Raw genomic sequence first — 21,214 nt, forward strand, 5'->3', positions numbered from 1 at the left:
CTCAGCTCTCGAGCAGTCTGAGCGCTGCCAGCGGCTGATAAAGCGGGCCCTCAGCGCTCAAGACGCTGCGAAAAAGCACTAACTCGTCCACCGGCAGGGGAGCCGGGGGGAAAGAAACCTGCGCCAGGCGATCAGCGCCCAACTCCTCCCGTTCCCGCACCCGGCCCAGGGTAATATGAGGAGCGAAGGGTCGCTCTTCGGGAGCGAAACCTAGCTGCCGCACCGCCGCTTCCACCGCCCCGTGCAGGCGAGAAAGCAGAGGATGAGCCTTCACTCCCACCCAAAGCACCCGCGGTCGCCGGAGAGAGGGGAAAGCACCCAGGCGATCAACCTCACTCACGAAGGCTGGTACCCCAGACAAGTGAAGAGCTACCGCCTCTTTTATAGCTTCCACCTGTTTATGGGGGGTATCGCCCAAAAAGCGCACCGTGAGGTGGAGGTTTCCCTCTTCCACCCACTTGACCTGCCGGGAAGAAAAGCCCAGCTGCCGCTGCAACTCGGATAGTTGCCGGCGCAGGGCAGCGGGCAAAGCCACGGCCCAAAACAGGCGCCACTTCACTTCCATCCATCTACCGCCTGCCTGAAAATAGCATTCGCAAAAGCTAAGTATAGCACGCCTCCACCTCCGAGACAAGACGCCAGGCGATGGGGGTGCGCGTCAAGAGTTAGTAGGTGGTTCGGGAGAAAACTTCTCTTCATGGAAACCTCGCCGCCAGGATAGTCCCGGTACCTGCGCCATTAAGGGATCAAACTACTGAGGCTAGGCCGGCTTAGTTCCCGCAACACATGCTTCACCCATGGAGCTCCGGCAGAGGGTCCTCTCAATGCCGGCAACCCCGCTTTAAGCCAACTCCCCGCCTCCTCTATCTTCCGCTTTACCTCCAACCGCACCGCCTGAGCCAAATGTTCTTGCTTGGCCAGCAGTACCGGCCAACGAGAAGTGTGCCTCCCGAGCACCCCGTTGGCTCGAGCAGCCAAAACCCGCGCCATCCTGTCTGCTCCTGCCTCCGTCCAGCTGGCTCCCAACCGCTTCATCCGCCGCGCCACGTTGTGCTGTACCTGCCCCTCTATGGCCCCCAGATGCTCGGCAGCAGAAGAGGTAACTATCCCCGACCAGTTCTCCTTGAGATACTGCCAGAGCTTCTCTATTCTCCTCCTCTTAGCCCCGCGAACTCTCCTCGCTGCTCCTCCCATAATCTCTTCTACCTTCTCCCAGTCCCCCAGATAAATGGCCTGCCTGATCCTACTATAGGCCTCCTCATCGTGCCAAAAAGCCTCTATAAGCCGCCGGTTCAAATGGTAAGGGTCCAAAACGTGCACTGCCCCGGGGAAGTAATCTACCCCCTGCTTGGCCCACTCCGCCCCGTCGCTCCCAAGGTATATTTCCTTCACCTGGCCCATGTCCCACCGGCTCGCTACCCCAGAGTAAACTTCCTCCCACATCCTCTCCCCTTCGCCTACACCGCTCGTTACCAGCTTGTCCTTTAAAGCCTTCCGGCCACCCCCAATCGCTTCTTTGCCTGTGTAAGCTACGAAGAGTTTGACCTCTTTCCTTTTCTCTCCGCTCCTTTGAAGCCTTACCACCATCCCGTCGGCCTCTATGTAAAGCCTGGAGGTCTTCTCTTTACCTTCGGGTGTCTCTCCCTTCTCAAAAACGGCTTCTCTCCTGGACTCTCCCTCCTGCCTGAGTGCTTCTCCTGCTTCCTGCACGGCCTGCCACACCGCCATGGCGCTTATCCCAGGGACAAAATAACCGAGAATTTCCGCTGCCCGCCTGAAGGGTACTTCGCTCCCAAGCTTCACCGCCATCTCCTTCAAACGCGGCGTGCATCTAGACCTCTCCGGCCAGCCCAGAACCTCGTCAAGAAGAAACCTGGCCTCTCCCGTCTTTTTGTTCCTGTAAAGCCGCCTTTTTACTTTGAATTCCCCAAAGCTGCTAACTACGGTTCTTTCCCGAAAGCCTATCACTTCCAGGTGCGCTTGTCCCGGGCGTTCACGAGCCAGGTGTCTATTTCCTCGAGGGCCCAGGCGAAGATCTTCACGCAAGCTTCTTGAGAGAGCTTGTACACTTCTTCTTCGAGCTTGTAGAAGTCGCGGCATTCGGTAATTAGTTTGCTAACTTTCTCCCCCAGAAGAAGGATTATGTCCGCAAGAGGTTGAATGTCTGAAATAGGTTGACTGTGCATGAGACCTCGCTCCTCCTTTCAGTCCATGAAAATTGTCCGTGAGGGGCGAGGTCTCCTCCTTCATGAGTCTCCTCCGTCACCTACTGAAATTGTACGCCCTCGGCGATGGGGGCAGAGTTCTCGCGAGGAAGGGCCGGGCATCGAAGAAGCTAGATCCCGCTCATGGGGCGGCGCAGCGCTTCCAGAACAATTTTCTGCTCTACGCTGGCCACCAGACGCCGCGTACGCAGCACCATGTCGGGGTTCACGCTCACACTGTCGATGCCGCAGCGCACCAGAAACTCGGTGAGCTCCGGGTAGACCGAAGGCCCTTGACCGCAGATGGAAACGGTTCGGCCGTGCTGGTGTGCCACCTCGATCAGCCGGGCGATGGCCCGGGTCACCGCCGGGTTGCGCTCGTCGAAGTAGCCCATGCGCTCTAAAATGCCGGAGTCGCGATCCGCCCCCAGAATAAGCTGGGTGAGGTCGTTGGAGCCGACACTGAACCCATCCACATAGCGGCAGAACTCCTCGGCCAAGAAAACCACCGCCGGCACTTCGGCCATGATCCAGACCTTGAAATCGCTATTGGAGGAAAGCCCCTCCTCGGCCATGATCTTAAGCACCCGCTCCACTTCCCAGGTGGTGCGGACGAAGGGAAGCATGGCCCAGACGTTGGTGAGTTGGTACTGTTCCCGCACCTTCCGCATGGCGCGGCACTCCAGGCGGAAGCCCTCTTCATACTCGGGAGATATGTAGCGGGAAACCCCCCGCCAGCCGATCATGGGGTTGTTCTCCACCGGCTCCACCTCTTCTCCACCCTTCAGGCCCCGGAACTCGTTGGTGCGGAAATCACTGAAGCGGACGACGATAGGGCGAGGGAAGACCGCCTGAGCCACGGTGGCTATGCCTTCAGCTAGCCGGTCGATGAAGAACTTCTCCTGGCCGGTACGTAGGAGGTAGATAGGGTGAGCACCGATATGGTCGGTGAAAATGAATTCGGTGCGCATGAGCCCTATCCCGTCGAAGGGCAGGTCTTTGTAGCGCGCTACGGCCTCTGGCTCCCCCAGGTTCATGTAGATTTTGGTGGCTGTGACCGGAGCCAGTTGTTGCCAGAAGTCCACCGGTAAAGCGGCGGCGCCGGGCTGGACCGCGGGTGCCGGCTGCTCCAGCGCCACCTTGCCTTCGTAAACCACCCCCCGGGTAGCGTCCACCGTCACTTCCATCCCCTCGCTCAGCACCGCAGTGGCATTCTGAGAACCCACGATGCAGGGGATGCCCAGCTCCCGGGAAACAATGGCAGCGTGGCAGGTGCGCCCGCCTTCATCAGTAACGATGGCCGCGGCCCGCTTCATGGCCGGCACCATATCGGGATTAGTCATGGTGGTCACCAGCACCGAGCCTTCTTTGACCCGGGTGATATCATCGAAGTTCTTGACCAGCACCACCGTACCGGCAGCAATACCGGGGGAAGCCCCCATGCCTTGCACCAATACTTTGGCTTCGCTCAGCCGCTCCTCCGCTTTGCCTTCTTTTTCCATTTTGTCCAGAGCGGTGACCGGGCGGGACTGCAAAATATAAAATTTACCTTTTTCATACCCCCACTCGATGTCCTGAGGGGAGCCATAGTGCCTCTCCACCCGCAGCAGGATATCGGTGAGCTCCAGGATCTTGTCGTCCTCTAGGCATTGCTTTTCCACATACTCCGGACCCAGGTGCTGCGCCACATCCACTTTAACCGTGCCGCTGGGAGCATCCGGACGGGCCACGATCATGATCGTCTTGGCCGCCACATTTTTGCTTTTGATGCGGCGCGTACCCTTGTCCACCAGGTACTCGTCAGGCGTTACCGCCCCGCTCACCACCGCCTCGCCCAGACCCCAGCTGGCATTGATCATGATTTCATCCCGTCTTCCCGTGACCGGGTTGACGGTAAAGGCTACTCCCGAGCGCTCCGACTGGATCATCCTCTGCACCACGGCGCTTAGGTAAACGGCGAAATGATCGAAGCCCTGCGCCTGGCGGTAAGCGGTAGCCCTAGCGGTCCAAAGCGAGGCCCAGCACTTGCGCACCGCTTCCACCACTTCCGCCGCTCCTACCATATTGAGGTAAGTCTCCTGTTGACCGGCAAAAGAGGCTTCGGGCAAATCCTCCGCGGTGGCCGAGCTCCGCACCGCCACCGCCGGGTCAGGGCCTTTCCCCGCCAACTCCCGGTAAGCGGCCACCACTTCTTTTTCTATCTCTGGCGGCACCGGGGTAGAAACGATGAGCTGGCGTACTTTTTCCGTCTCCTGCATTAGCTGCTCCAGGTTGTCCACGTCCACGGCCGCGATGATGCCTTTGATCTTGGACGCCAGCCCGGTGGTCTCGATAAAGTGCTTGTAAGCTCCCGCGGTAACGCAAAAACCGGGAGGTACCGGTATGCCGGCCTGGGTAAGTTCCCCCAGATTGGCCCCTTTCCCCCCCACCAGGGGAATGTCTTTCTTGCTCAACTCGTGGAACCAGCGGATGAATTGGTAACCCACCGGTTATCACTCCTCCCAAAATTTATCTACTCGGGGTGGTACCGCGAGCCCCGGTAATACACTTCCAGCACTTTTCCCGCCGTCTCCTCCACCGCTTTGTTGGTCACATCGATGGCCACGCAACCCAGTTTGTGCATCACCTCCTGAGCGTAGGCGAGTTCCTTGTACACCCGCTCTGGCCGGGAATACTCGGCATCCGGGGGCAGGCCCAGGGCCTTTAGGCGCTCCCGGCGTATCTGGATGAGGTATTCCGGCTGCACAATCAGGCCCACCAGGCGGCCGCGAGGCACAGAAAAGATCTCCTGGGGCAGAGGCACCTCCGGGACCAGAGGGACGTTGGCCGCTTTGATCTTCTTATGCGCCAGGTACATGCAAAGCGGCGTCTTGCCAGTCCGGGAAACACCTAACACCACCAGGTCGGCCATGGCCAGGCCCCGGGGGTCCTTGCCGTCATCGTACTTGACGGCGAATTCGATGGCCTCCACCCGGCGGAAATATTCCTCGTCCACCTTACGCATCAGGCCGGGTTCGAAGCGAGGCGGCCTCCCCAAAGAGGCCTCCAGAGCCTCCAGTACCGGCCCCAGGATGTCCACCGCCCTAACTCCCTTGCGGCTAGCTTCCTGCTGCAGAATCGCCCGCGACTCAGGCATTACCAGAGTGAATACAATCACCGCTCGCTCCTCCGCTGCCTGGTCCACTATGCCGGGAATTTCTTCGGCGTGGGTGACAAAGGGAATGCGCCGCACCTCCACCTTACCAGAGTCGAATTGGCTGGCCGCGGCCCGCGCCACTAACTCGGCCGTTTCGCCGATGGAGTCGGACACGATGTAAACCACCGGTTGACTGTCCATATTTTCCAACCCTCTCTACCGCCCTTCCCCCAATTCTACAAAAAGCCGGGTGATGTTAGTCTTGCTAAAACGCCCCACCACCCGCAGCTCTTGCCTGGATTCTAGCGGCTCCACCACCGGCAGGGCGTCCACTTCGTGAGTCACCATTTTTTGCGCCGCCTCCCACACCAACTCCTCCGGGTGGGTAGTGATAACATGGGGACGGCGGGTCATAATGATATTAACTGGTACGGTCCGGAAATCCTGCCCACCAAAGGCCAACTTCAAAAAGTCCTTACGCGAGACCACTCCCTCCAAAAGTCCCCCCTCCCGCACCACAAAGAGGGTGCCCACATCCTCCAAAAAAAGCGTCACCAAGGCGTTATAGACCGTGCTCTCCACCGGCACTACCACCGGGCAGGATTGCAGGTCTCTAACCCGGTAGCGCCGGATTTTATCCGCCACCACCGCAGTGGGCGATTTGCCGGTGCAATAGTATCCCACCCGCGGGCGCGCCTCCAGCAACCCAGCCATGGTCAGCAGAGCCAGATCGGGGCGCAGAGTGGTACGCGCCACGTTGAGACGCTCGGCAATTTGCTCGCTGGTTATAGGGCCCTCAGCCCGCACGATACCTAAGATAGCCTCCTGGCGTCGGGTGAGTTCCACCACTCCTCCCCCTACTCCTTTGTGGTTAAGACGGTCGGCACCGACCGTCAACTTGTGTTCTCCCCGATATTAATACGTCACATTACCTCCTATTCCTGCTTTCAGGGTGACGGAATGCAGGAAATATCTCCGATTAAACGCACCAGGCGCACCACCCAAGCTAGCAGAGCCAGCCGGTTGGCCCTTATAGCCGGGTTCTCGTCCATTACCAGCACCCCCACGAAAAAGCAGTCCAGCGGTTGGTGGAGGCGGGAAAGCTGTTGTAAAGCGGCGAAATAATCGCCCTGGGCTACCATGCGCTGCACTTCTTCCTCCAGGGTAGCGAGGGTATCATAGAGCTCTTGTTCCACCGAATGGATAAAGAGCGAGGGATCAGGCTTCTCCTGGCTTAAATCCCCCTTAAGAATGTTCACCGCCCGCTGATAGGCGGTGTGAAGCAGCGGAAAAGCAGGATCGGAACAAAAAGCCGCCAGAGCTTGCACCCTCCGACAAGCGCGGTCTAAGTCGTCGAAGCCTACCGCCAACACGGCCTCGATAACTTCGGCACGGATTTTCTCCCCCCACAACACGCGCAGGCGCTGGGCGAAAAAGTCGCGCAGGGAGTTTAGCACCTCGTCCAGGCTGCGAGGTAGCTTACCACCGTAAGCCCGGTAAGCCCGTTCCCACAGGCGCTCCAGGGAAAGCGAAAGAGGGGCAGAAATGATGGTCCGGATCACTCCCAGAGCCTGCCGCCGAAGAGCGTAAGGATCCTGCGAACCGGTGGGTATGAGCCCTAAGCCGAAGCAACCCACCAGATTATCGGTTTTATCCGCCAGACTGAGGATTCGACCTGCCTGGGTGTGGGGAAGTTCGTCCCCGGCAAAGCGAGGCAGGTATTGCTCGTAAATAGCCTCGGCCACCACTGGATCTTCCCCGGAAGCCAGAGCGTACTCACGGCCCATGATCCCCTGGAGCTCGGGGAACTCGTACACCATATGGGTGAGAAGATCAGCTTTGGCCAGGTAGGCAGCGCGGTCCAGCAACCGAGCGGTACCCTCGTCCACTCCCAGCTCCTGGGCCAGATAAGCTGCCAGCTCCCGCAGGCGCAGAGTCTTATCGTAGAGCGTTCCTAACCCTTCCATAAAACCCACGCGCTTGAGGCCCTCCACCCGGTCGGCCAGAGGCCGGGCCTGATCCTCGCGGTAAAAGAAAGCCGCGTCGGCCAGGCGAGCTTTCAGCACCCGCTCGTTACCCTTCTTTATGCTATCGGTGCTGCCCGGAGAACTGGAATGCACCGCCAGGAAGCGGGGCAAGAGCTTCCCCTGGCGGTCGCGCAGGGGGAAATAACGCTGGTGCTCCCTCATGGTGGTCACCAGCACCGCCTCCGGTAATTGCAAAAAAACGGGATCGAAGGAGCCACAAAAGGCAGTGGCGTATTCCACCAGGTTGGCTACCTCTTCCAGGAGCTCCGGATCGGCCTGTGTTTCTCCGCCCTCCTGCTCCGCCAATTTCTCCAGCTGGGAAAGGATGCTCTTCTTGCGCTCCTCTGGGTCCAGCACCACGTAGTGCTCCCGCAGCAATCCGAAATAGGCGTCGGGAGTGGCAACCACGAGCTCCCCCGAACTCAAAAAGCGGTGTCCGCGGGTTAAGCGATCAGCCCGCAGACCGTCAATCTCCAAAGGGACCACTTGCTCACCGTAAAGGGCCAGCAGCCAGCGTATAGGCCTTATGAAAGCGATTTTCTTGTCCCCCCAGCGCATGGAACGAGGGAAGCTCAGCGAAGTTATCAGCCGAGGCCCAAAGTCGCGCAGCACCTCCAGCGTGGGGCGTCCCTCCTCCACCCGCACGGCGAAAACGTAATCCGTTTCTCCCACCGGGCGCACCACCAGATCCTCCACCCGCACTCCTTGGCTGCGGGCGAACCCCAGGGCGGCCTTGGTGGGCTTCCCCTCCGCATCGAAGGCCACGGCGCAAGCCGGCCCCTTGACTTCCTGCACCAGTTCCTCCTGTCGCTCCGCCAGTTCTTGCACCAGCAGCACCAAGCGCCGGGGCGTGCCGTAAGTCTGCACTCTGCGGTAGGTGAGGCGCAAAGAACTCAACCACTCACCCGCTTTGGTCTGCAACTCTGTCAAAGCCGACCTCAACAAGCGGGCCGGTATCTCCTCCGTACCTATTTCCAATAAAAAATCCGGCATTTCTCCACCATCCTCTCTATCGCCCGCGGTCGAGTAAGGGATAACCCATCCGCTCGCGTTGCTGCAAGTATTCCTGGGCACACCGGCGGGCCAACGCCCGCATGCGGGCCATAAAACTGGTTCGCAGGGCCTGCTCCATGGCCCCCCTGGCCTCCAGTAGGTTAAAGGTATGGGAGCATTTGAGCACATAATCGTAAGCGGGAAGCACCAGCCCCGCCTGCAGGACTCGCTCCGCCTCCTGAGCGTAGCTTTCGAAAAGAGAAAAGAGCAAGGAGATGTCGGCCTCTTCAAAGTTATAGCGGGAATGCTCCACTTCTCCCTGGCGATGGATGTCCCCGTAAGTTACCCCATCGGCCCACACGATGTCGAAAACGCTGTCCACCTCCTGCAGGTACATGGCCAGCCGCTCTAGGCCGTAAGTTATCTCGGCAGATACGGGGTAAAGGTCGAAGCCGCCGCACTGCTGAAAATAGGTGAACTGGGTTATTTCCATGCCGTCCAGCCAGACCTCCCAGCCCAAACCCCACGCCCCCAACGTGGGAGCCTCCCAGTTATCCTCCACCAGCCGGATGTCATGGTGCAAAGGATCAATGCCCAGCGAGCGTAAACTCTCCAGGTAGATTTCCACCACATCCTCTGGGGAAGGCTTTAGGATGACCTGGTACTGATAATAATGCTGCAGCCGATTAGGGTTTTCACCGTAACGGCCGTCGGCTGGCCGCCGGGAGGGCTCCACATAAGCCACCCGCCAGGGCTCTGGCCCCAGCACCCGGAAAAAGGTGGCCGGGTTCATGGTCCCCGCTCCTTTTTCCACATCATAGGGCTGCTGAATTACACAGCCCCTAGCCGACCAAAAACTCTCCAAAGCGAAAATCAATTGTTGAAAATTCACTCTTCTGGCCTCCCGCTCGATGTTGCTAAATTCTGTAAGTAAAGTAGCGACCGGGGGGTATGCCCCAGGTGAAAGGTGACCAGAGCAGCCACCGCAGCCTCCGTTTCCTCCAGGGTGGCCGGGGCCGCCTTGAGGGTTAAGACCTTCTGCAAAGGGAGTTCGCCCAGAGCTCGCAACAACCTGGCGCTTCCCCGCGACAAAGCGCGAGGTGGAGCTTCTGGGACCGTATAGCAGGAGGAGCAAAGCAACCCTCCAGGCGGGGTAAAATAGAGTCGGTCCCAATTCGGATCCAGAGGCCGCTGGCAAGAAGAACAGCGGTTAAAAGCGGGCGCCACCCCCGCCAAGCGCAAAAGCTTGAGGGCCAGACTCTGCGCCACTAGCTCCGGACAGAGCCTGAGACAGCGTAGCGAACTGACCAGCAAACGGTAGAGAGCTGGATTAGGCTCCTCCAGCGGGGAAAAACCTTCCACCAATTCCGCCAAGTAGCCAGCGTACCCTAAAAGGTAGGGCTGGTGCAGGGCAGGAAAGAACTCCAAGGACTCAGCTTGATCCACCCGGTAATATTCTCCCCGGCGCTGCAACCAGAAGCGGGCGCGGCAAAAAGGCAATGTGCTCACCCGCTTACGGCTGCAGGGCCGAGCTCCGCCAAAAGCTGTAGCCGTGAGCTTACCTCGCTGCAAAGAGAAAATGGTGAGAAGGCGATCGGCCTCGCGCAGGGGGTACATCCGCAAGACCACGCCTTCGATGCCAGAGCAAAACATATACTTCTCCCGGAAAAAGAAAAGCTCCCTTCACTCTTGCGTTAACTTCGCTGCCCAGGAAGCGAACTCCTGCTGCTTTCCCGGCCCCCAACCCAGGCTCTGATGCCTTATCCTTCCCTGCTTGTCAATCCACACGCTCAAGGGAATGCCGGTGACGCCATAGGCGTTACCCACCTTGCCTTCAGGGTCTAATACTACCGGCAATTTCAAATTATACTTCTGCATAAAAGAAGTCAAGACGGAAGGAGATTCCGGTGCCACCAGAAAAATTTCCACTCCTCGCTGTTCCCAGGCCGGGAATTGATCGCGCAGGGCTAGCAGTTCCTGCAGGCAGGCTGGACAATCGGGCGAGAAGAAGACGAGCAGGACAACTTTACCCTGGCAATCGGCGGGGAAATTGAGCTCTCCCCCTCCCAAGAGAGGCTGGCGGAAAGGAGGAGCGGGTTGATTGATCTTTTCCCCTCTGTCCAACACAACCTGGCAACCGGCCAAAAGCAGCACCAGCAGGGGAATTAACAACCAGCGGCCACGCAAAACCATCACCTCCTCTCCTGGCGGCAGTAGCCGAAAGATAGAGCACCGGTGGGGCAGGCCTCGGTACAGGCCAGGCAGCGGATGCAGGCGGAGGAATTAGCCTCCTCCGGCAACTGCACTCCCACGGGGCAAACCCGTCGGCATTGGTGACAGCGGCGGCAAGCGGAAGGAGAAAAACGCAGCCGCCACAGGCTAACCCGGTTAAACAGGCCGAGCCAGGCACCCAAAGGGCAGAGGGTGCGGCAGAAAACCCGGTTGACTCCCAGCAGGAGCAAAAGCAGCACCGCCAGTACCAGCAGGCTTTTAGCGTAAAAGACCCAGCCCACCAGCGCTCGGAATTCAGGACGGCCCAGCACCAGGGGCCAGCCCGCCATGAGTTCCCCAGCAGGGCAGAAGTATTTGCAGAAGTAAGGGGTGCCTGTGGGTGACCAATAGGGCAAGAGAAAAGTCACCAGTAAAAGCAAGTAGGCCAGCAAGCGCAAACGCGATGGCCAGGGCAGCGAACGGCGCCGGGAGCCGGCTGCTACCATATCCTGGAGGGCACCAAAGGGGCATAGCCAGCCACAAAAAAGACGCCCGAGCGCGCTTCCGGCCAGAAGCAGGATTCCTCCCACCAATAACGGAGGTGAACGCCTGGCCCCCAGGTAACCCTGCCAGGCGCCCAGCGGGCACCCCAGAAAAGCCCCCGGACACGAACTGCAGTTAAGGACGGGCAGGCAAACCCCCTTGCTCGGACCGGTGAAAAGGGTCAAGCGCAACCAACCCGGCAGGTAACCGTTAAGCAATAGCAAGGACGCAAGCTGCAACCAGCGCCGCCATTTACCTACCAAGGCCCATGCACTCCAAGCAGAAGCGGATACCCTTGATCCACAGAGGGTGGAACTCCCCTCGCCTAAACCCCACGAGCACGAGCGCCAACCCCAGGCTCAATCCTAGCCAACCCGGCCAGCACCGCCCCATAAGACCACCCCGAAGCCCGAGCTTTTTCAGGGAAAGCTTATCATACTCTTGGGGGTAAAGCAATCGGTTGCTTTTAGTGAAAATAGGAACTAAAATAATTACAAGCGCTACCGCTTGAGGAGTGAAAAGAATGACCCAACCCAATGGCGAACGCCTCACCCTTTCCAGCACCTTCCGCTTTACCTGTCGTCCCGGCATCGCCTGCTTCACGCATTGCTGCCGGGACGTCAACATCGTGCTGACGCCCGGAGATGTGTTCCGGCTAAAGCAACGCCTCCAAATTCCCTCGCACGAGTTTCTGGATCGGTACACCGTCACCTTAATTTCGCGCCACTCCGGGCTGCCCGTAGTTTTGCTGAAGATGCAAGAGGACGAAGCCAAGCTCTGCCCCTTTGTCACCCCGGAAGGGTGCGCCGTTTACCAGGACCGGCCCTGGGCCTGTCGCATGTATCCGCTGGACTTCGATACCGACCTGGATTCTTACCGGATCATTGCCGATCCTTCCCGCTGCCGGGGGCTCCAAGAGGGCCCGGAGATTGTCGTCGAAGATTGGCTAGACGAGCAAGGCGCGCTCAAGCCCCACCCGGTGGACCGGATGTACAACGAAGCCACCAGGCGTCTGGAGTTCCCCCGGGACCGCGTGAGCAACCCGGAGGTGGCCCGCATGTACTTCCTGGCCGCCTATGACCTGGACCGCTTCCGCCACTTCGTTTTAGGCACCCGCTTCCTCCAGATTTTCGATCTGCCCGCCGAGGTGGTAGAAGGCATTAAGCAGGACGACATGGAATTGGCCCGGCTAGCAGCCTTGTGGCTCAAGTTCGGTTTTGCGGATAAGAACGCTCTGCCCTTGCGCGACGAGATTTTCGATCCCAGCCTGAGATAACCATGCCCCGCGTGGTCCGCGTCCGAGACCCGGATCGTTGCATCGGCTGTTATTCTTGCATGTTAGCCTGCGCCCGCTTGGCCCACCGATCTCATTCCCTGACCCTGAGCGCCATACGGGTGCAAACCCGGGGCGGGTTGCAGAGCAAATGGGGGATTGATGTCTGCCGCGCTTGCCCCGATGCCCCCTGCGCTGCCGCTTGCCCTACCGGAGCTTTAACCCTGCGCCCGGGAGGCGGAGTTATCTGGCAGCGCAAAAGGTGCCAGCGCTGCCGGCGATGCGCCGAAGCCTGCGTGCTGAGGGTTATCCACTTTGACGACGAGGGTTACCCCATAATCTGCCTTTATTGCGGTCATTGCGTCCGCTTCTGCCCTCAAGAAGTAATCGCCTGGGAGGAGATCCCTGCTGCTGCTGGAAGGACACCCAACCATCCTGAAGATTGATCTGGAACGCGGCTCCTGGGAAGTGGAAGAGCGAGAGGATTTGCTGGTTTGGATGGGAGGAATAGGGCTAGCCAGCGAGCTCCTGGTGCGGGAAGCGGCGTGGGAACAACCTCCGCTGGCCCCGGAGCAGCCGATCATCTTCGCCATCGGGCCTTGCTCCGGTGTGTACCCCTTAGCCACCAAGGTAGCGGCAGCCTTCCGCTCTCCCCTCACCAACGAGTGGGGCGAAAGTTACGCCGGAATGCGAGCGGCTGTCGCCCTGCGCTTCGCCGGTTACGACGCTGTGGTGATAAAGGGAAGAGCTCGCTACCCCACCTACTTGGTGATCGAAGCCGGTAAGGTGTCCTTCCGGGATGCCCGGGGGCTGTGGGGACTCGACACCGAAGAAGCGGGACGTTTGCTCCGGGAATTTGAGGGGGAGCGTGGGCGTCGCAGTATCTGGCGTATCGGCCCGGCAGGGGAAAACCTGGTACCCATCTCCGGCGTCAATGTGGACACCTATCGGCATTTCGGGCGCCTGGGGCTGGGAGCGCTCATGGGCAGCAAGCTACTCAAAGCCCTGGTGGTGGTGGGCAACCAGAGCTACCCCATCCGCCACCCCTCGGCCTACAATCAAGTTTACGAGAAAATCTATCGCGAAGTGGTGGAGACTCCCCTGCTCCGCAAATACCACTACCTGGGCACAGCGGAAAACATCATGGCCCTTAACGCCCAAGGCAGCCTTCCCACCATGAATCTCCAGTCCGCTCACTTTCCTCAGGCCGAGAATATAAGCGGGGAGTCCTTCGCTGAAAAGACCCTCTACCGCATCCTGGCCTGCGCGGGCTGTCCTCTGGGGTGCATCCACATCGGCTTGTACCGGCGCCCGCACCCCAAGGGAGCCGGCTACATCTCCACCACCATCGCCTACGACTTCGAGCTCCTCTATGCCTTGGGTTCCCAACTAGGACTGGACCATCCCGACAAGATATACGCCCTGCTGCGGGAGGTGGAGGGCAGCGGTCTTGACGCCATCTCCACCGGCGTGGCGCTAGCCTGGGCCACCGAAGCCCTGCAGCGAGGAATCATAACGGAGAAGGAGACCTTACTCCCCCTGCGCTTCGGAAAGGTGGAAGGGTACCTTCAAGCAGCGCAGCACCTCGCTCAACCGCCCAACGACTTTTACCGGGAGCTGGGGCGGGGGCTGCAGCACGCCACCCGAATTTACGGTGGTCAAGACTTCGCTCTTATCCTGGGCGGGCACGAGATGGCCGGCTATCACACCGGTTACGCTTTCCTCCTGGGGCAGAGCGTGGGAGCGCGCCATTCCCACCTGTGCAACGCCGGCTACAGCTTTGACCAGAGTCACCGGGAGCACTTCTCCGCCGAGGAATTAGTGACCTATCTGTTAGAAGAAGAAGCGTGGCGCAACGTGCTTAACTCCCTGGTGGTTTGCCTGTTCGCCCGCAAGGTGTACACCCCAGAAGTGACCTCGGAAGCGCTTCGAGCTCTGGGGATGGAATTGGGCCCGAAAGAGTTGATGGAGTTGGGCCGGCTCATCTTCCGGCGCAAGTGGGAAGGCAAAATGCACATGGGCTTCCGGCCCGAAAACATCCCCTTTCCCCCACGCCGCTACTTCGAAACCCCTTCGGGCCAGGGCAAACTTTCCCCTGAGACATACGCTTCTCTGCTCCGACTCTACCAGGAGAAACTCGCCGACTGGCTCAAGCAAAGCTGACGTTAAGCGATCCAGAAAGTCCTGAGCAGGGCAGCAATCTCAAGCCTCCGTTAGCCGCCGCCGGGCGAGAGCGGCCAATTCCCCCACGGTGGTGGGCTGCAATTCACCCTCCCGATAAAAAAATAGGGGGGAGAGATCCGCCTGCAATTGCTCCAACTCCGGGAGAGCCTGCCGCCAACGCAGGTTGCCCAAGGCCCAAGCGGCGTAGCCGCGCGTTTCTGGATCGGGAGAGCGGAGCAACTCTAATAACCGCGGTGCCGTCTCCAGCACTAGATCCTTGCGAACCTCGGCGATGCGCCCCAGCGCCCAAGCCGCACCGGCAGCCAGGAAGGGCTCCTCTAGCGGGTTTAATAGCATCAGGGCGAAATCGGAAAACACCTCCGGCGCCCTCGCCACCGCCTCGCCAACGGCCGGGGCCAGATAGCGTCCGGCATTGCCCGATTCGTCGTTGAGAGCCCAAAAGAGACGGCGCATCCGGTCCAAGGCGCACTCCTTATCTTTTTCCGCCACCAGAGCTAGCGCCCGCCCCAAGCCCTCTACCGCCCGCCAGGCCAGCAGAGCATCGCTTAGATGCAGGGCCCGAAATAGAGCTCCCAGATAAGCTGGATCGGCCTCCACCCGACGCTGCAAACCTTCCCAGTCGGCCGCCCGCAGTAACGCTTCTACTTCCCGCTTGCGACCTCGGAAAACCCCTCGCTTCCCCACCCTCATCCTCCCTTTCCGGGTCTCTCAGCTAACGGCGTTAGCAACTGCTGGAGCGGGGAGCGGAAATGGTAAAGGTGTTCTCACCCCACCAAGTAGTCTCGTAATCGATAACCGCTCCATCAACGTAGGGTAGTAGCCCCCGCTCGACTACGAATTTGAGCGACCCGACATCTAAAACCGCATCGTTATCACCAATTGACTCCTCCAGAGCCAACCCCAACCGGGGACCGCCTCAACCCAAACCCGAAGAAAAGATGCGCACGTAGCCATTTTCCATTTGGTTACTCCGCAGAACAGCTTGCAACTGTTTCTCCGCCTCGGCTGTAACTTGCAGCAAAGCCCTTCACCTCCGTATAGGTGTATAGGTATATTAGCTCTTTCTGGGCCCGCCTGTCAAGCACGAGGAGAGGAAATCCAAAGCGGTTGACACGGATTCCAGGTTCCGCTAAGCTTTATGTAGGTTACGTATTCGGGTTCAGGTATATTTCGGGTCAGAAATGAGGCGATAGGTCATGGACAACCTTCCGGACGAGGGCCGGTTGGCCATCATCAACCGGTTGCGGCGCATTGAAGGCCAGGTGCGGGGTGTTTGCCGCATGGTCGAAGAAGACCAAGACTGCGAGAAGATCCTGGATCAGTTCAAGGCGCTAGAAGTAGCGGTCCGCAATTGCCGGCGGGCGGTCATAGGCTACTACATGGTTCGTTGCGTGCAAGAAAAGTTCCAGTGCTCAGAGGAGATGGTCGGCTTCCTCAAGCAGCGGCTGAGCGGTATTCTCGATACCCCTTTGCCCTGAAGATACTAACTTGACCACGCTCTCCCCCTGGCGGATGTCCACTCGATAGATCTTTTCCCCCGTCTCCGCCAGGCTGTCGGAGTGAGTTACCAGGAGTATTTGCCTCCCCATCTCCTGGCTGATCAGCCGCAGCCATTCCCCCAGGGGCCGGGCGTACTCTTCGCTCACGTGCTTGCCAGGCTCGTCCAGCACTAATAACCCCGGCAACCGGCTGTGTGCCAGCAAAGCTGCACGCAGACTGAGTGATATAACGTCCACCACCCCGCCTCCCCTAGCTTCGGTGGGCTCCGTCTGCACCACTTGCGTCCCTCCGTAGGAACTACTAACCAAAAAATCGGCTTCCTGCTGTTCGCGCCTGGGAGTTAAACGGATGTTAAAGCGGATTTCCGGCCCGAAGACTGACTGTAGCGCCAGAGTCACCGCCCCCTCTAGACCCCGGCAAGCTTGTTCGTAAGCTTCCCCCGCCGCCAGAAGAAAGATCTCGCGCACCATTCCCAGGACCTCTTCCTTCTCCCGGCAAGTGGCGAGCTCCTGCTCTTTCTCCTGGAGCTCCTGCTGCAACCGCTCTAGCTCCCAGCGCCTCCTCGCCACCAACTCTTCCAGAAGATCCAGCCCTTCTTTAATCTTCGCCTCCACGCTCTTCGCCCCTTCGCGCCCGGTATTTGGCCAGCAGATCCCAGGGTATGAGCTCGCGCATCTCGGCCACCGCCTGGGCTATCTCTCGCTCCAGGCGGGCCAGTTCCTGGTCGAGGTGCTCCGGCTCCACCCCCAAGGCCCTGATTTCGCTTTCCAACTCCCGTAACTGTTTCTCCAGGAGTTCTTTGCGAGCCAGGGCCTGCTCACGCAAGCGCTTGGCCTGCTCGATTCCCCTGCGGAGCTCGGCGATCTCCTTTTCCCAGTCCTTACTCAAGACTTATTCCCATCCTTTCCATATCTTCCCGCCAAGCGCGCTCGGCGTGCTCGGAAGTGAGTTCAGCGCCGCAAAGCGGGCAGCGCTGAAGGCGGCGCAGGAGCTCCTGGTAATCTAGAACGCGCTGCCGCAGCTTCTCTTCCTGCCGCAGCAGCTGCTTCTGCTCGGCCGCCAATTGGCCCCGCCGGTCGTCGCGCTCGCGCCGGAAACGCTGCAGCTCCCGGTATCGGCACCATATTCCTTCCGCCTGGCCACAACTAGCTTCCGCTTCTTCCAACCGTGCCACGGCCGGGAGAAGCGCATCCCAGTAATGCAATTGCTGTAGGCAACGCTCCCGCTCCTGGTAAAAGCGGCGCAACCGAGTCAGCCGCTCTCCCTGGCGAACCAATTCTTCCCCCTGCTGCTCCGCACCGGGCAAGGAGGTTAAAGCGGCCAGGGTCGCTTCCTCACGCGACTTCTCCTCCTGAAAGCGCCGGCGCCTGCCAGCCAGGCTAGCCACGGCACCGTAGCGATGCTCCAGCTCCTCCAGCCGAAACCCAGCCGTCTCCATAATTTTCTCTCCCGGCAAGCGCGCCAGCAGCTCCGCCAAGGAGGCCATCGTCTGCAGGTAGCCAGCGCGCTGCGTTCGCAGCTTATCCAGGAGCTGGCGGCGCTCTTCCATTTCCCGCACCGTTTCCGCCAGTTCCCGCGCGCGGCACAGTCGTGCCTCTAGCTGCGAGAGTTCCGCCTGTAAAGGAGCCGATTCCTCCTGCAATTGTTCCAGGCGCACCTCCAAACCCTTGATCCGGCTCTGGTATTGACTCTGCTCCTTAAGGGCCAACTTGGCGGCCTGCTGGAACAGGTCGGCCCGCGCCACCTGGCCGATGACCTGGGCACGCAGACTGGGACTCTCGCGCAGGAGAAAAGGAGGATCCAGCTGGTGCGCCAGGTGCAACTCCAGAGGCTGATTAGCCACCAGGTAGGGTCTCACACCCGTGAGCTCCTCCACCTCCCGCGGAACGCTCCGGCCGGGGCTCTCCAGGCGCAGTGTTTCCCCCCCAGGGTAATGAATGCAGTAGCGATTGCCCCGGCCCTCTCGCTCCCGCTCGATAACGGTGCCATCCTCCAGTTCCACGGCCACGCGGCAACGGGTGCTGCCCACCCGCATCAAGCCCTCGCCCTGGGGCCGGTTGTAGAAAAGCCAACGCAGGGCCCGTACCACCGCTGATTTGCCTCGATCCGACTCACCCACCAGTACCGTTACGGTAGGCGCGAACTCGATCTCCGAATACCGGTGCGACTGGATGTTCTCCAGGATAACCCGCCGAATTTTAGGCACGCTCCCACCCCTCGCCCTGAACCTGCGACCACACCCGATACGCTTCTTGCTTCACCGACGACCAGCGGGGATGCCTCGCTTCCCCCCCCAAAATGCGCTCCAGGATGAGATCAGGGGCAGTGGTTCCCCACTCTCCGTCGTCTCCTAGAGCGCGCAACTGCACCAGAAACTCCTCGCGCTTGCGCGCGCGAAACGCTGCCTCCTCTATCGCCTGACGGTCCAGCACCTCCGCGCCCGGCCGGGCGCTACGCAAAGGCAAACGCTCGTGCCACAAGCTGCCCTCCACTTCCAGCAGGATCACCTGAGGCATCCGGTGGAATTCCGCCGGGCTGGCGGACAGACGGACCAAGGCCCCTGGGTTAATAAACCACTTCCCCTCCCGGCAGACATCGGGGTAACCCAGATGGTAATGGCCGCATAGGGTGTAGTCGGCCTCGGTGCGAGAAGCGATCTCGTCCACCAGCGTGTACTTCATCACCGGCCCCTGGGGGCGGTCAATGAGCGCCCCGTGGCATACGTGCAGGGCCACATCGCAATCATCCTTACGCACCACGTAATCGGCGCGGTCTCCTTCGTCGATGGCGAAATGGTAAGGGGCCCCCGTCACCTTGACCCTCACCCCTCCCTCCTCGAAGTAGATAGGCGAAGAAGAGAGCAAGCGCACTGCTCCACAGCGGCCCAGGAAACCCAACAAAGTCCGGGACAGAGTCGCCGGGTTTTGCCCGTGCAGGTCGTGGTTGCCCGGCACCACCAGCAGGGGAACCCGCAAACGAGTGAGAATAGAGAGGTATTCCCCCATAACTCCTAGACCCGGCAGGGGAGAGTCAAAAAAGTCTCCCCCGTGCAAAACGGCGGTGACTTCCAGCTCCTGGGCCAACCGCACCACTTCCTGGAGCTTGCGCTTCAAGGTGTCCACGAAATCATCCTTGCGGTTAGCCGGGCTGACTCCGCGTAAGTGAGTATCGGTTAAAAAGAGAAAGCGCATCGGTTTCAAACCTCCTCCGCTCGGGCCAGGGACCATCGGTTGCCCCCCAAAACCAGATTGGGAGTCACCTGGAGCCTTCCTTCTTCGGTCCAGCGCTCCAAAACACGGCACAGCTCCGTCTTGGTGACTTGGCGCCGAAGCCGCCGCTCGCACTCCTGCAGACACCAGGCAAAATCGGTCTCCCCTAAATAACCACCCAGCTGCTTCAGGCAGTCGCACAGCACGGGCCACAGATCCTCCCCTTGGCGCTGGCGATGTTTCTGCCATTCTTGCAAAGGATCTTCGGCGTGGGGACTGCGGGTCCAGCTGGCCCGGACGGTTATCGGAATGGTCCGCTTGATTATAGCCGAGGAGATGAAGGCGTTGCCAGAAGCCAAGTAAGGCAAACGAGCGATTTCCCCCGGTCCCAGATCGGTCTCTCGCTTGATCACGTCTAGATCCTGGGCCCGAACCGTGCGAAGGATGAGCTTGGTATTAAGTTGGGCATTAACCGTATCGTCTAGCAGCGAAGGGCGCTGGGTGGCCAGGATGAGAAAGACCCCGTACTTGCGCCCTTCTTGGGCGATCTCCCGGATGATCGAGCGCGCAGGGGCAAAGTCCTTATCTCCCAAGGCTTTGGGTGCCAGAACGTGGGCTTCGTCCGACACCACGAAAAAAGGGGGGAAAAAGGGGGCTCTCCTGGAAAGGTACTGCGTGCTTTCGCGGTAATCGCGCCGCCGGCGAAAAAGGCGCCGCAGCGCGTAAGCAGCAAAGATTATGAGCTTGCGCGCCTCCCCGCGCACGACGCAAGTCTTACCCTGTTGCAATCCCTCCTCCAAGGGGGTAGTGCCCTCCTGACCGAAAAGCCCGGCGTTGATCAAGTAGTTGAGACGCCGATGCACCGCTTGCGCCGTGCTCTCCCCAATGCTTAGCCCCTGGAGCTCCTCATACATACGCAGGCGAGCGCGGTACTCTTCCTGACGCGCCCGGTTATCGGGAAAACGGGCGGCAGCCGGATCTTCCCCCTCTATCCACCTCTGGTAGTCTTGCTGGTACTGGCGCTGGTGCGCCAGCATCTCCAGTAGGAAGCTCAGGCGATTGCGGTAGCTTTCTAAGCTATCTCCTCTCCTCCACAGGGCCGAGGCAGCGTGATCCATCTGCTCGGTCCAGCCTTCCATAGCCGCCTTCAGCAGGGTTACTAACTCGTGTTGGCTTAAATCCTCGAAGCGCACATTGGTGTTATGGCCCAGGACAAAAACCTCGCTGTTACGCACCAACTCTTGCTGGCGGGACAGAAACTCTTCCTGAAAGGCCAGGGGTTCTTGGAAGTCGAGTTCCGCGTGGGGATCGAAAACTAGGGCGGGGAGCTCGTGGCACAAAAGCTCCTCCAGCAGAACCCGCAGGGCAAAGGACTTACCCGATCCCGAGCCCCCGAAGATCCCCACATGGGGATACTGGGAAAACTTAGACCAGGGGAGAAAAAAAGGTACCCCAGGGGAAAGCTCAACTTGCTCTGCATCTGGTGAGTAGCAAAAAACTCGACGCTGCAGCTCCTCCGGAAGCTCAAATTCTTCCGTACCCCGGACCACTCCCAGCAGTGCACCCGCCTCTTTCCAGTCGGACGGCAGAAGGTGGGGACGCACCTCCTCAAAGGTGGCTGGCCGCACCCGCGCTCCTACTTCCAAGGGGCGGGTGAGCTCTTCCACCACCCGCACCTCGGCCAGATAAAAGGTATGATGTGCCGGATCAAAACCCAAGGCCTGGAGGTTATTGAGAGTGGCTTCATCAATGATCCCGGGAGAAGCGGCGTGAGCCGCTTCCGGAAGCAAAGGGTTAATGGCGTACGTACCCACTACCTCCACCAGTGCGCTACCAGAGCGATCTTCCACCACCAGGTATTCGTTGATCCGGAAGGAGCGTTCCCGCGCCGCTACCTTAGCTTCCATCTGACTGGTTATGCCTACCAAGCGCAT

Annotated in this window: 21 protein-coding genes and 1 pseudogene; 4 read left to right on the forward strand and 18 right to left on the reverse strand. The window is 59.8% G+C overall.

Annotation, left to right across the window (positions count from 1 at the left end; all coding sequences use genetic code 11):
- Nucleotide 1: 1 nt before the first annotated feature.
- The 11 genes and pseudogenes from thpR to ACTLLP_RS07510 form a co-directional block, all read right to left on the reverse strand.
- Nucleotides 2-565: an RNA 2',3'-cyclic phosphodiesterase gene (gene thpR, locus ACTLLP_RS07460; protein ID WP_441058491.1), complete on the reverse strand. Its 564-nt coding sequence runs from the start codon at nt 563-565 to the stop codon at nt 2-4.
- Between the two features lie 173 nt (nt 566-738).
- A pseudogene (locus ACTLLP_RS07465) lies at nt 739-2,186 on the reverse strand (ISLre2 family transposase).
- Nucleotides 2,187-2,335: 149 nt separating this feature from the next.
- Nucleotides 2,336-4,690, reverse strand: a complete 2,355-nt coding sequence (gene ppsA, locus ACTLLP_RS07470; RefSeq protein ID WP_441058493.1) for a phosphoenolpyruvate synthase — start codon at nt 4,688-4,690, stop codon at nt 2,336-2,338.
- Between the two features lie 26 nt (nt 4,691-4,716).
- Nucleotides 4,717-5,541 carry a pyruvate, water dikinase regulatory protein gene (locus tag ACTLLP_RS07475; protein WP_441058495.1) on the reverse strand — a complete coding sequence of 275 codons (825 nt, stop codon included), beginning with the start codon at nt 5,539-5,541 and terminating at the stop codon, nt 4,717-4,719.
- Between the two features lie 15 nt (nt 5,542-5,556).
- Entirely contained in the window at nt 5,557-6,237 is a 681-nt protein-coding gene (gene ccpN / locus ACTLLP_RS07480) for a transcriptional regulator CcpN (RefSeq protein WP_441058497.1), read from the reverse strand.
- A 50-nt stretch (nt 6,238-6,287) separates the two neighbouring features.
- Nucleotides 6,288-8,360: a glycine--tRNA ligase subunit beta gene (glyS, locus tag ACTLLP_RS07485; protein WP_441058499.1), complete on the reverse strand. Its 2,073-nt coding sequence runs from the start codon at nt 8,358-8,360 to the stop codon at nt 6,288-6,290.
- Between the two features lie 16 nt (nt 8,361-8,376).
- Entirely contained in the window at nt 8,377-9,252 is an 876-nt protein-coding gene (gene glyQ, locus ACTLLP_RS07490) for a glycine--tRNA ligase subunit alpha (RefSeq protein WP_441058501.1), read from the reverse strand.
- Entirely contained in the window at nt 9,249-10,013 is a 765-nt protein-coding gene (gene recO, locus ACTLLP_RS07495; RefSeq protein WP_441058503.1) for a DNA repair protein RecO, read from the reverse strand. Before recO ends, glyQ begins: the two co-directional genes overlap by 4 nt.
- 30 nt (nt 10,014-10,043) lie before the next feature.
- Entirely contained in the window at nt 10,044-10,547 is a 504-nt protein-coding gene (locus ACTLLP_RS07500) for a peroxiredoxin family protein (protein WP_441058505.1), read from the reverse strand.
- A gap of 5 nt (nt 10,548-10,552) precedes the next feature.
- Entirely contained in the window at nt 10,553-11,377 is an 825-nt protein-coding gene (locus tag ACTLLP_RS07505) for a 4Fe-4S binding protein (RefSeq protein WP_441058507.1), read from the reverse strand.
- Nucleotides 11,367-11,741, reverse strand: coding sequence for a CD1871A family CXXC motif-containing protein (locus ACTLLP_RS07510; protein ID WP_441058509.1), 375 nt, complete (start codon nt 11,739-11,741; stop codon nt 11,367-11,369). The genes ACTLLP_RS07505 and ACTLLP_RS07510 overlap by 11 nt, the downstream gene beginning before the upstream one ends.
- Between ACTLLP_RS07510 and ACTLLP_RS07515 the strand changes: the two genes are divergently transcribed.
- Genes ACTLLP_RS07515 through ACTLLP_RS07525 form a run of 3 tightly spaced genes read left to right on the forward strand, consistent with a single transcriptional unit; the run spans nt 11,638 to nt 14,550 of the window.
- A complete protein-coding gene (locus ACTLLP_RS07515; RefSeq protein WP_441058511.1) occupies nt 11,638-12,390 on the forward strand; it encodes a YkgJ family cysteine cluster protein in 753 nt (250 codons plus the stop codon). The genes ACTLLP_RS07510 and ACTLLP_RS07515 overlap by 104 nt on opposite strands.
- Before the next feature lie 2 nt (nt 12,391-12,392).
- Nucleotides 12,393-12,833, forward strand: coding sequence for a 4Fe-4S binding protein (locus ACTLLP_RS07520; protein ID WP_441058513.1), 441 nt, complete (start codon nt 12,393-12,395; stop codon nt 12,831-12,833).
- A gap of 40 nt (nt 12,834-12,873) precedes the next feature.
- On the forward strand, nt 12,874-14,550 hold the full coding sequence (locus ACTLLP_RS07525) for an aldehyde ferredoxin oxidoreductase N-terminal domain-containing protein (RefSeq protein ID WP_441058515.1): 1,677 nt from the start codon (nt 12,874-12,876) through the stop codon (nt 14,548-14,550).
- A gap of 39 nt (nt 14,551-14,589) precedes the next feature.
- On the opposite strand, the gene ACTLLP_RS07530 is transcribed toward ACTLLP_RS07525, so the two are convergent.
- Together ACTLLP_RS07530 and ACTLLP_RS07535 are read right to left on the reverse strand one after the other, a co-directional pair.
- A complete protein-coding gene (locus ACTLLP_RS07530; RefSeq protein ID WP_441058517.1) occupies nt 14,590-15,255 on the reverse strand; it encodes a DVU0298 family protein in 666 nt (221 codons plus the stop codon).
- Between the two features lie 37 nt (nt 15,256-15,292).
- Complete coding sequence (locus tag ACTLLP_RS07535) at nt 15,293-15,475, reverse strand: hypothetical protein (RefSeq protein WP_441058518.1); 183 nt, start codon at nt 15,473-15,475, stop codon at nt 15,293-15,295.
- Between the two features lie 292 nt (nt 15,476-15,767).
- Here ACTLLP_RS07535 and ACTLLP_RS07540 point away from each other — a divergent pair, with 292 nt between their 5' ends.
- On the forward strand, nt 15,768-16,049 hold the full coding sequence (locus ACTLLP_RS07540; RefSeq protein ID WP_441058520.1) for a metal-sensitive transcriptional regulator: 282 nt from the start codon (nt 15,768-15,770) through the stop codon (nt 16,047-16,049).
- Here the strand turns inward: ACTLLP_RS07540 and ACTLLP_RS07545 are convergent.
- Genes ACTLLP_RS07545 through ACTLLP_RS07565 form a run of 5 tightly spaced genes read right to left on the reverse strand, consistent with a single transcriptional unit; the run spans nt 15,984 to nt 21,214 of the window.
- The gene (locus ACTLLP_RS07545) at nt 15,984-16,685 is read right to left on the reverse strand and encodes an AAA family ATPase (protein WP_441058522.1); all 702 of its coding nucleotides are present in this window, start codon (nt 16,683-16,685) and stop codon (nt 15,984-15,986) included. The genes ACTLLP_RS07540 and ACTLLP_RS07545 overlap by 66 nt on opposite strands.
- Complete coding sequence (locus ACTLLP_RS07550) at nt 16,669-16,959, reverse strand: hypothetical protein (protein WP_441058524.1); 291 nt, start codon at nt 16,957-16,959, stop codon at nt 16,669-16,671. The genes ACTLLP_RS07545 and ACTLLP_RS07550 overlap by 17 nt, the downstream gene beginning before the upstream one ends.
- Nucleotides 16,952-18,277, reverse strand: a complete 1,326-nt coding sequence (locus tag ACTLLP_RS07555) for an AAA family ATPase (RefSeq protein WP_441058526.1) — start codon at nt 18,275-18,277, stop codon at nt 16,952-16,954. Before ACTLLP_RS07555 ends, ACTLLP_RS07550 begins: the two co-directional genes overlap by 8 nt.
- The gene (locus tag ACTLLP_RS07560) at nt 18,270-19,262 is read right to left on the reverse strand and encodes a metallophosphoesterase family protein (protein ID WP_441058528.1); all 993 of its coding nucleotides are present in this window, start codon (nt 19,260-19,262) and stop codon (nt 18,270-18,272) included. The genes ACTLLP_RS07555 and ACTLLP_RS07560 overlap by 8 nt, the downstream gene beginning before the upstream one ends.
- Before the next feature lie 5 nt (nt 19,263-19,267).
- Nucleotides 19,268-21,214, reverse strand: a complete 1,947-nt coding sequence (locus ACTLLP_RS07565) for an ATP-binding protein (protein ID WP_441058530.1) — start codon at nt 21,212-21,214, stop codon at nt 19,268-19,270.

Source organism: Desulfothermobacter acidiphilus (genome assembly GCF_052073645.1).
Lineage (GTDB): Bacteria > Bacillota > Desulfotomaculia > Desulfotomaculales > Ammonificaceae > Desulfothermobacter > Desulfothermobacter acidiphilus.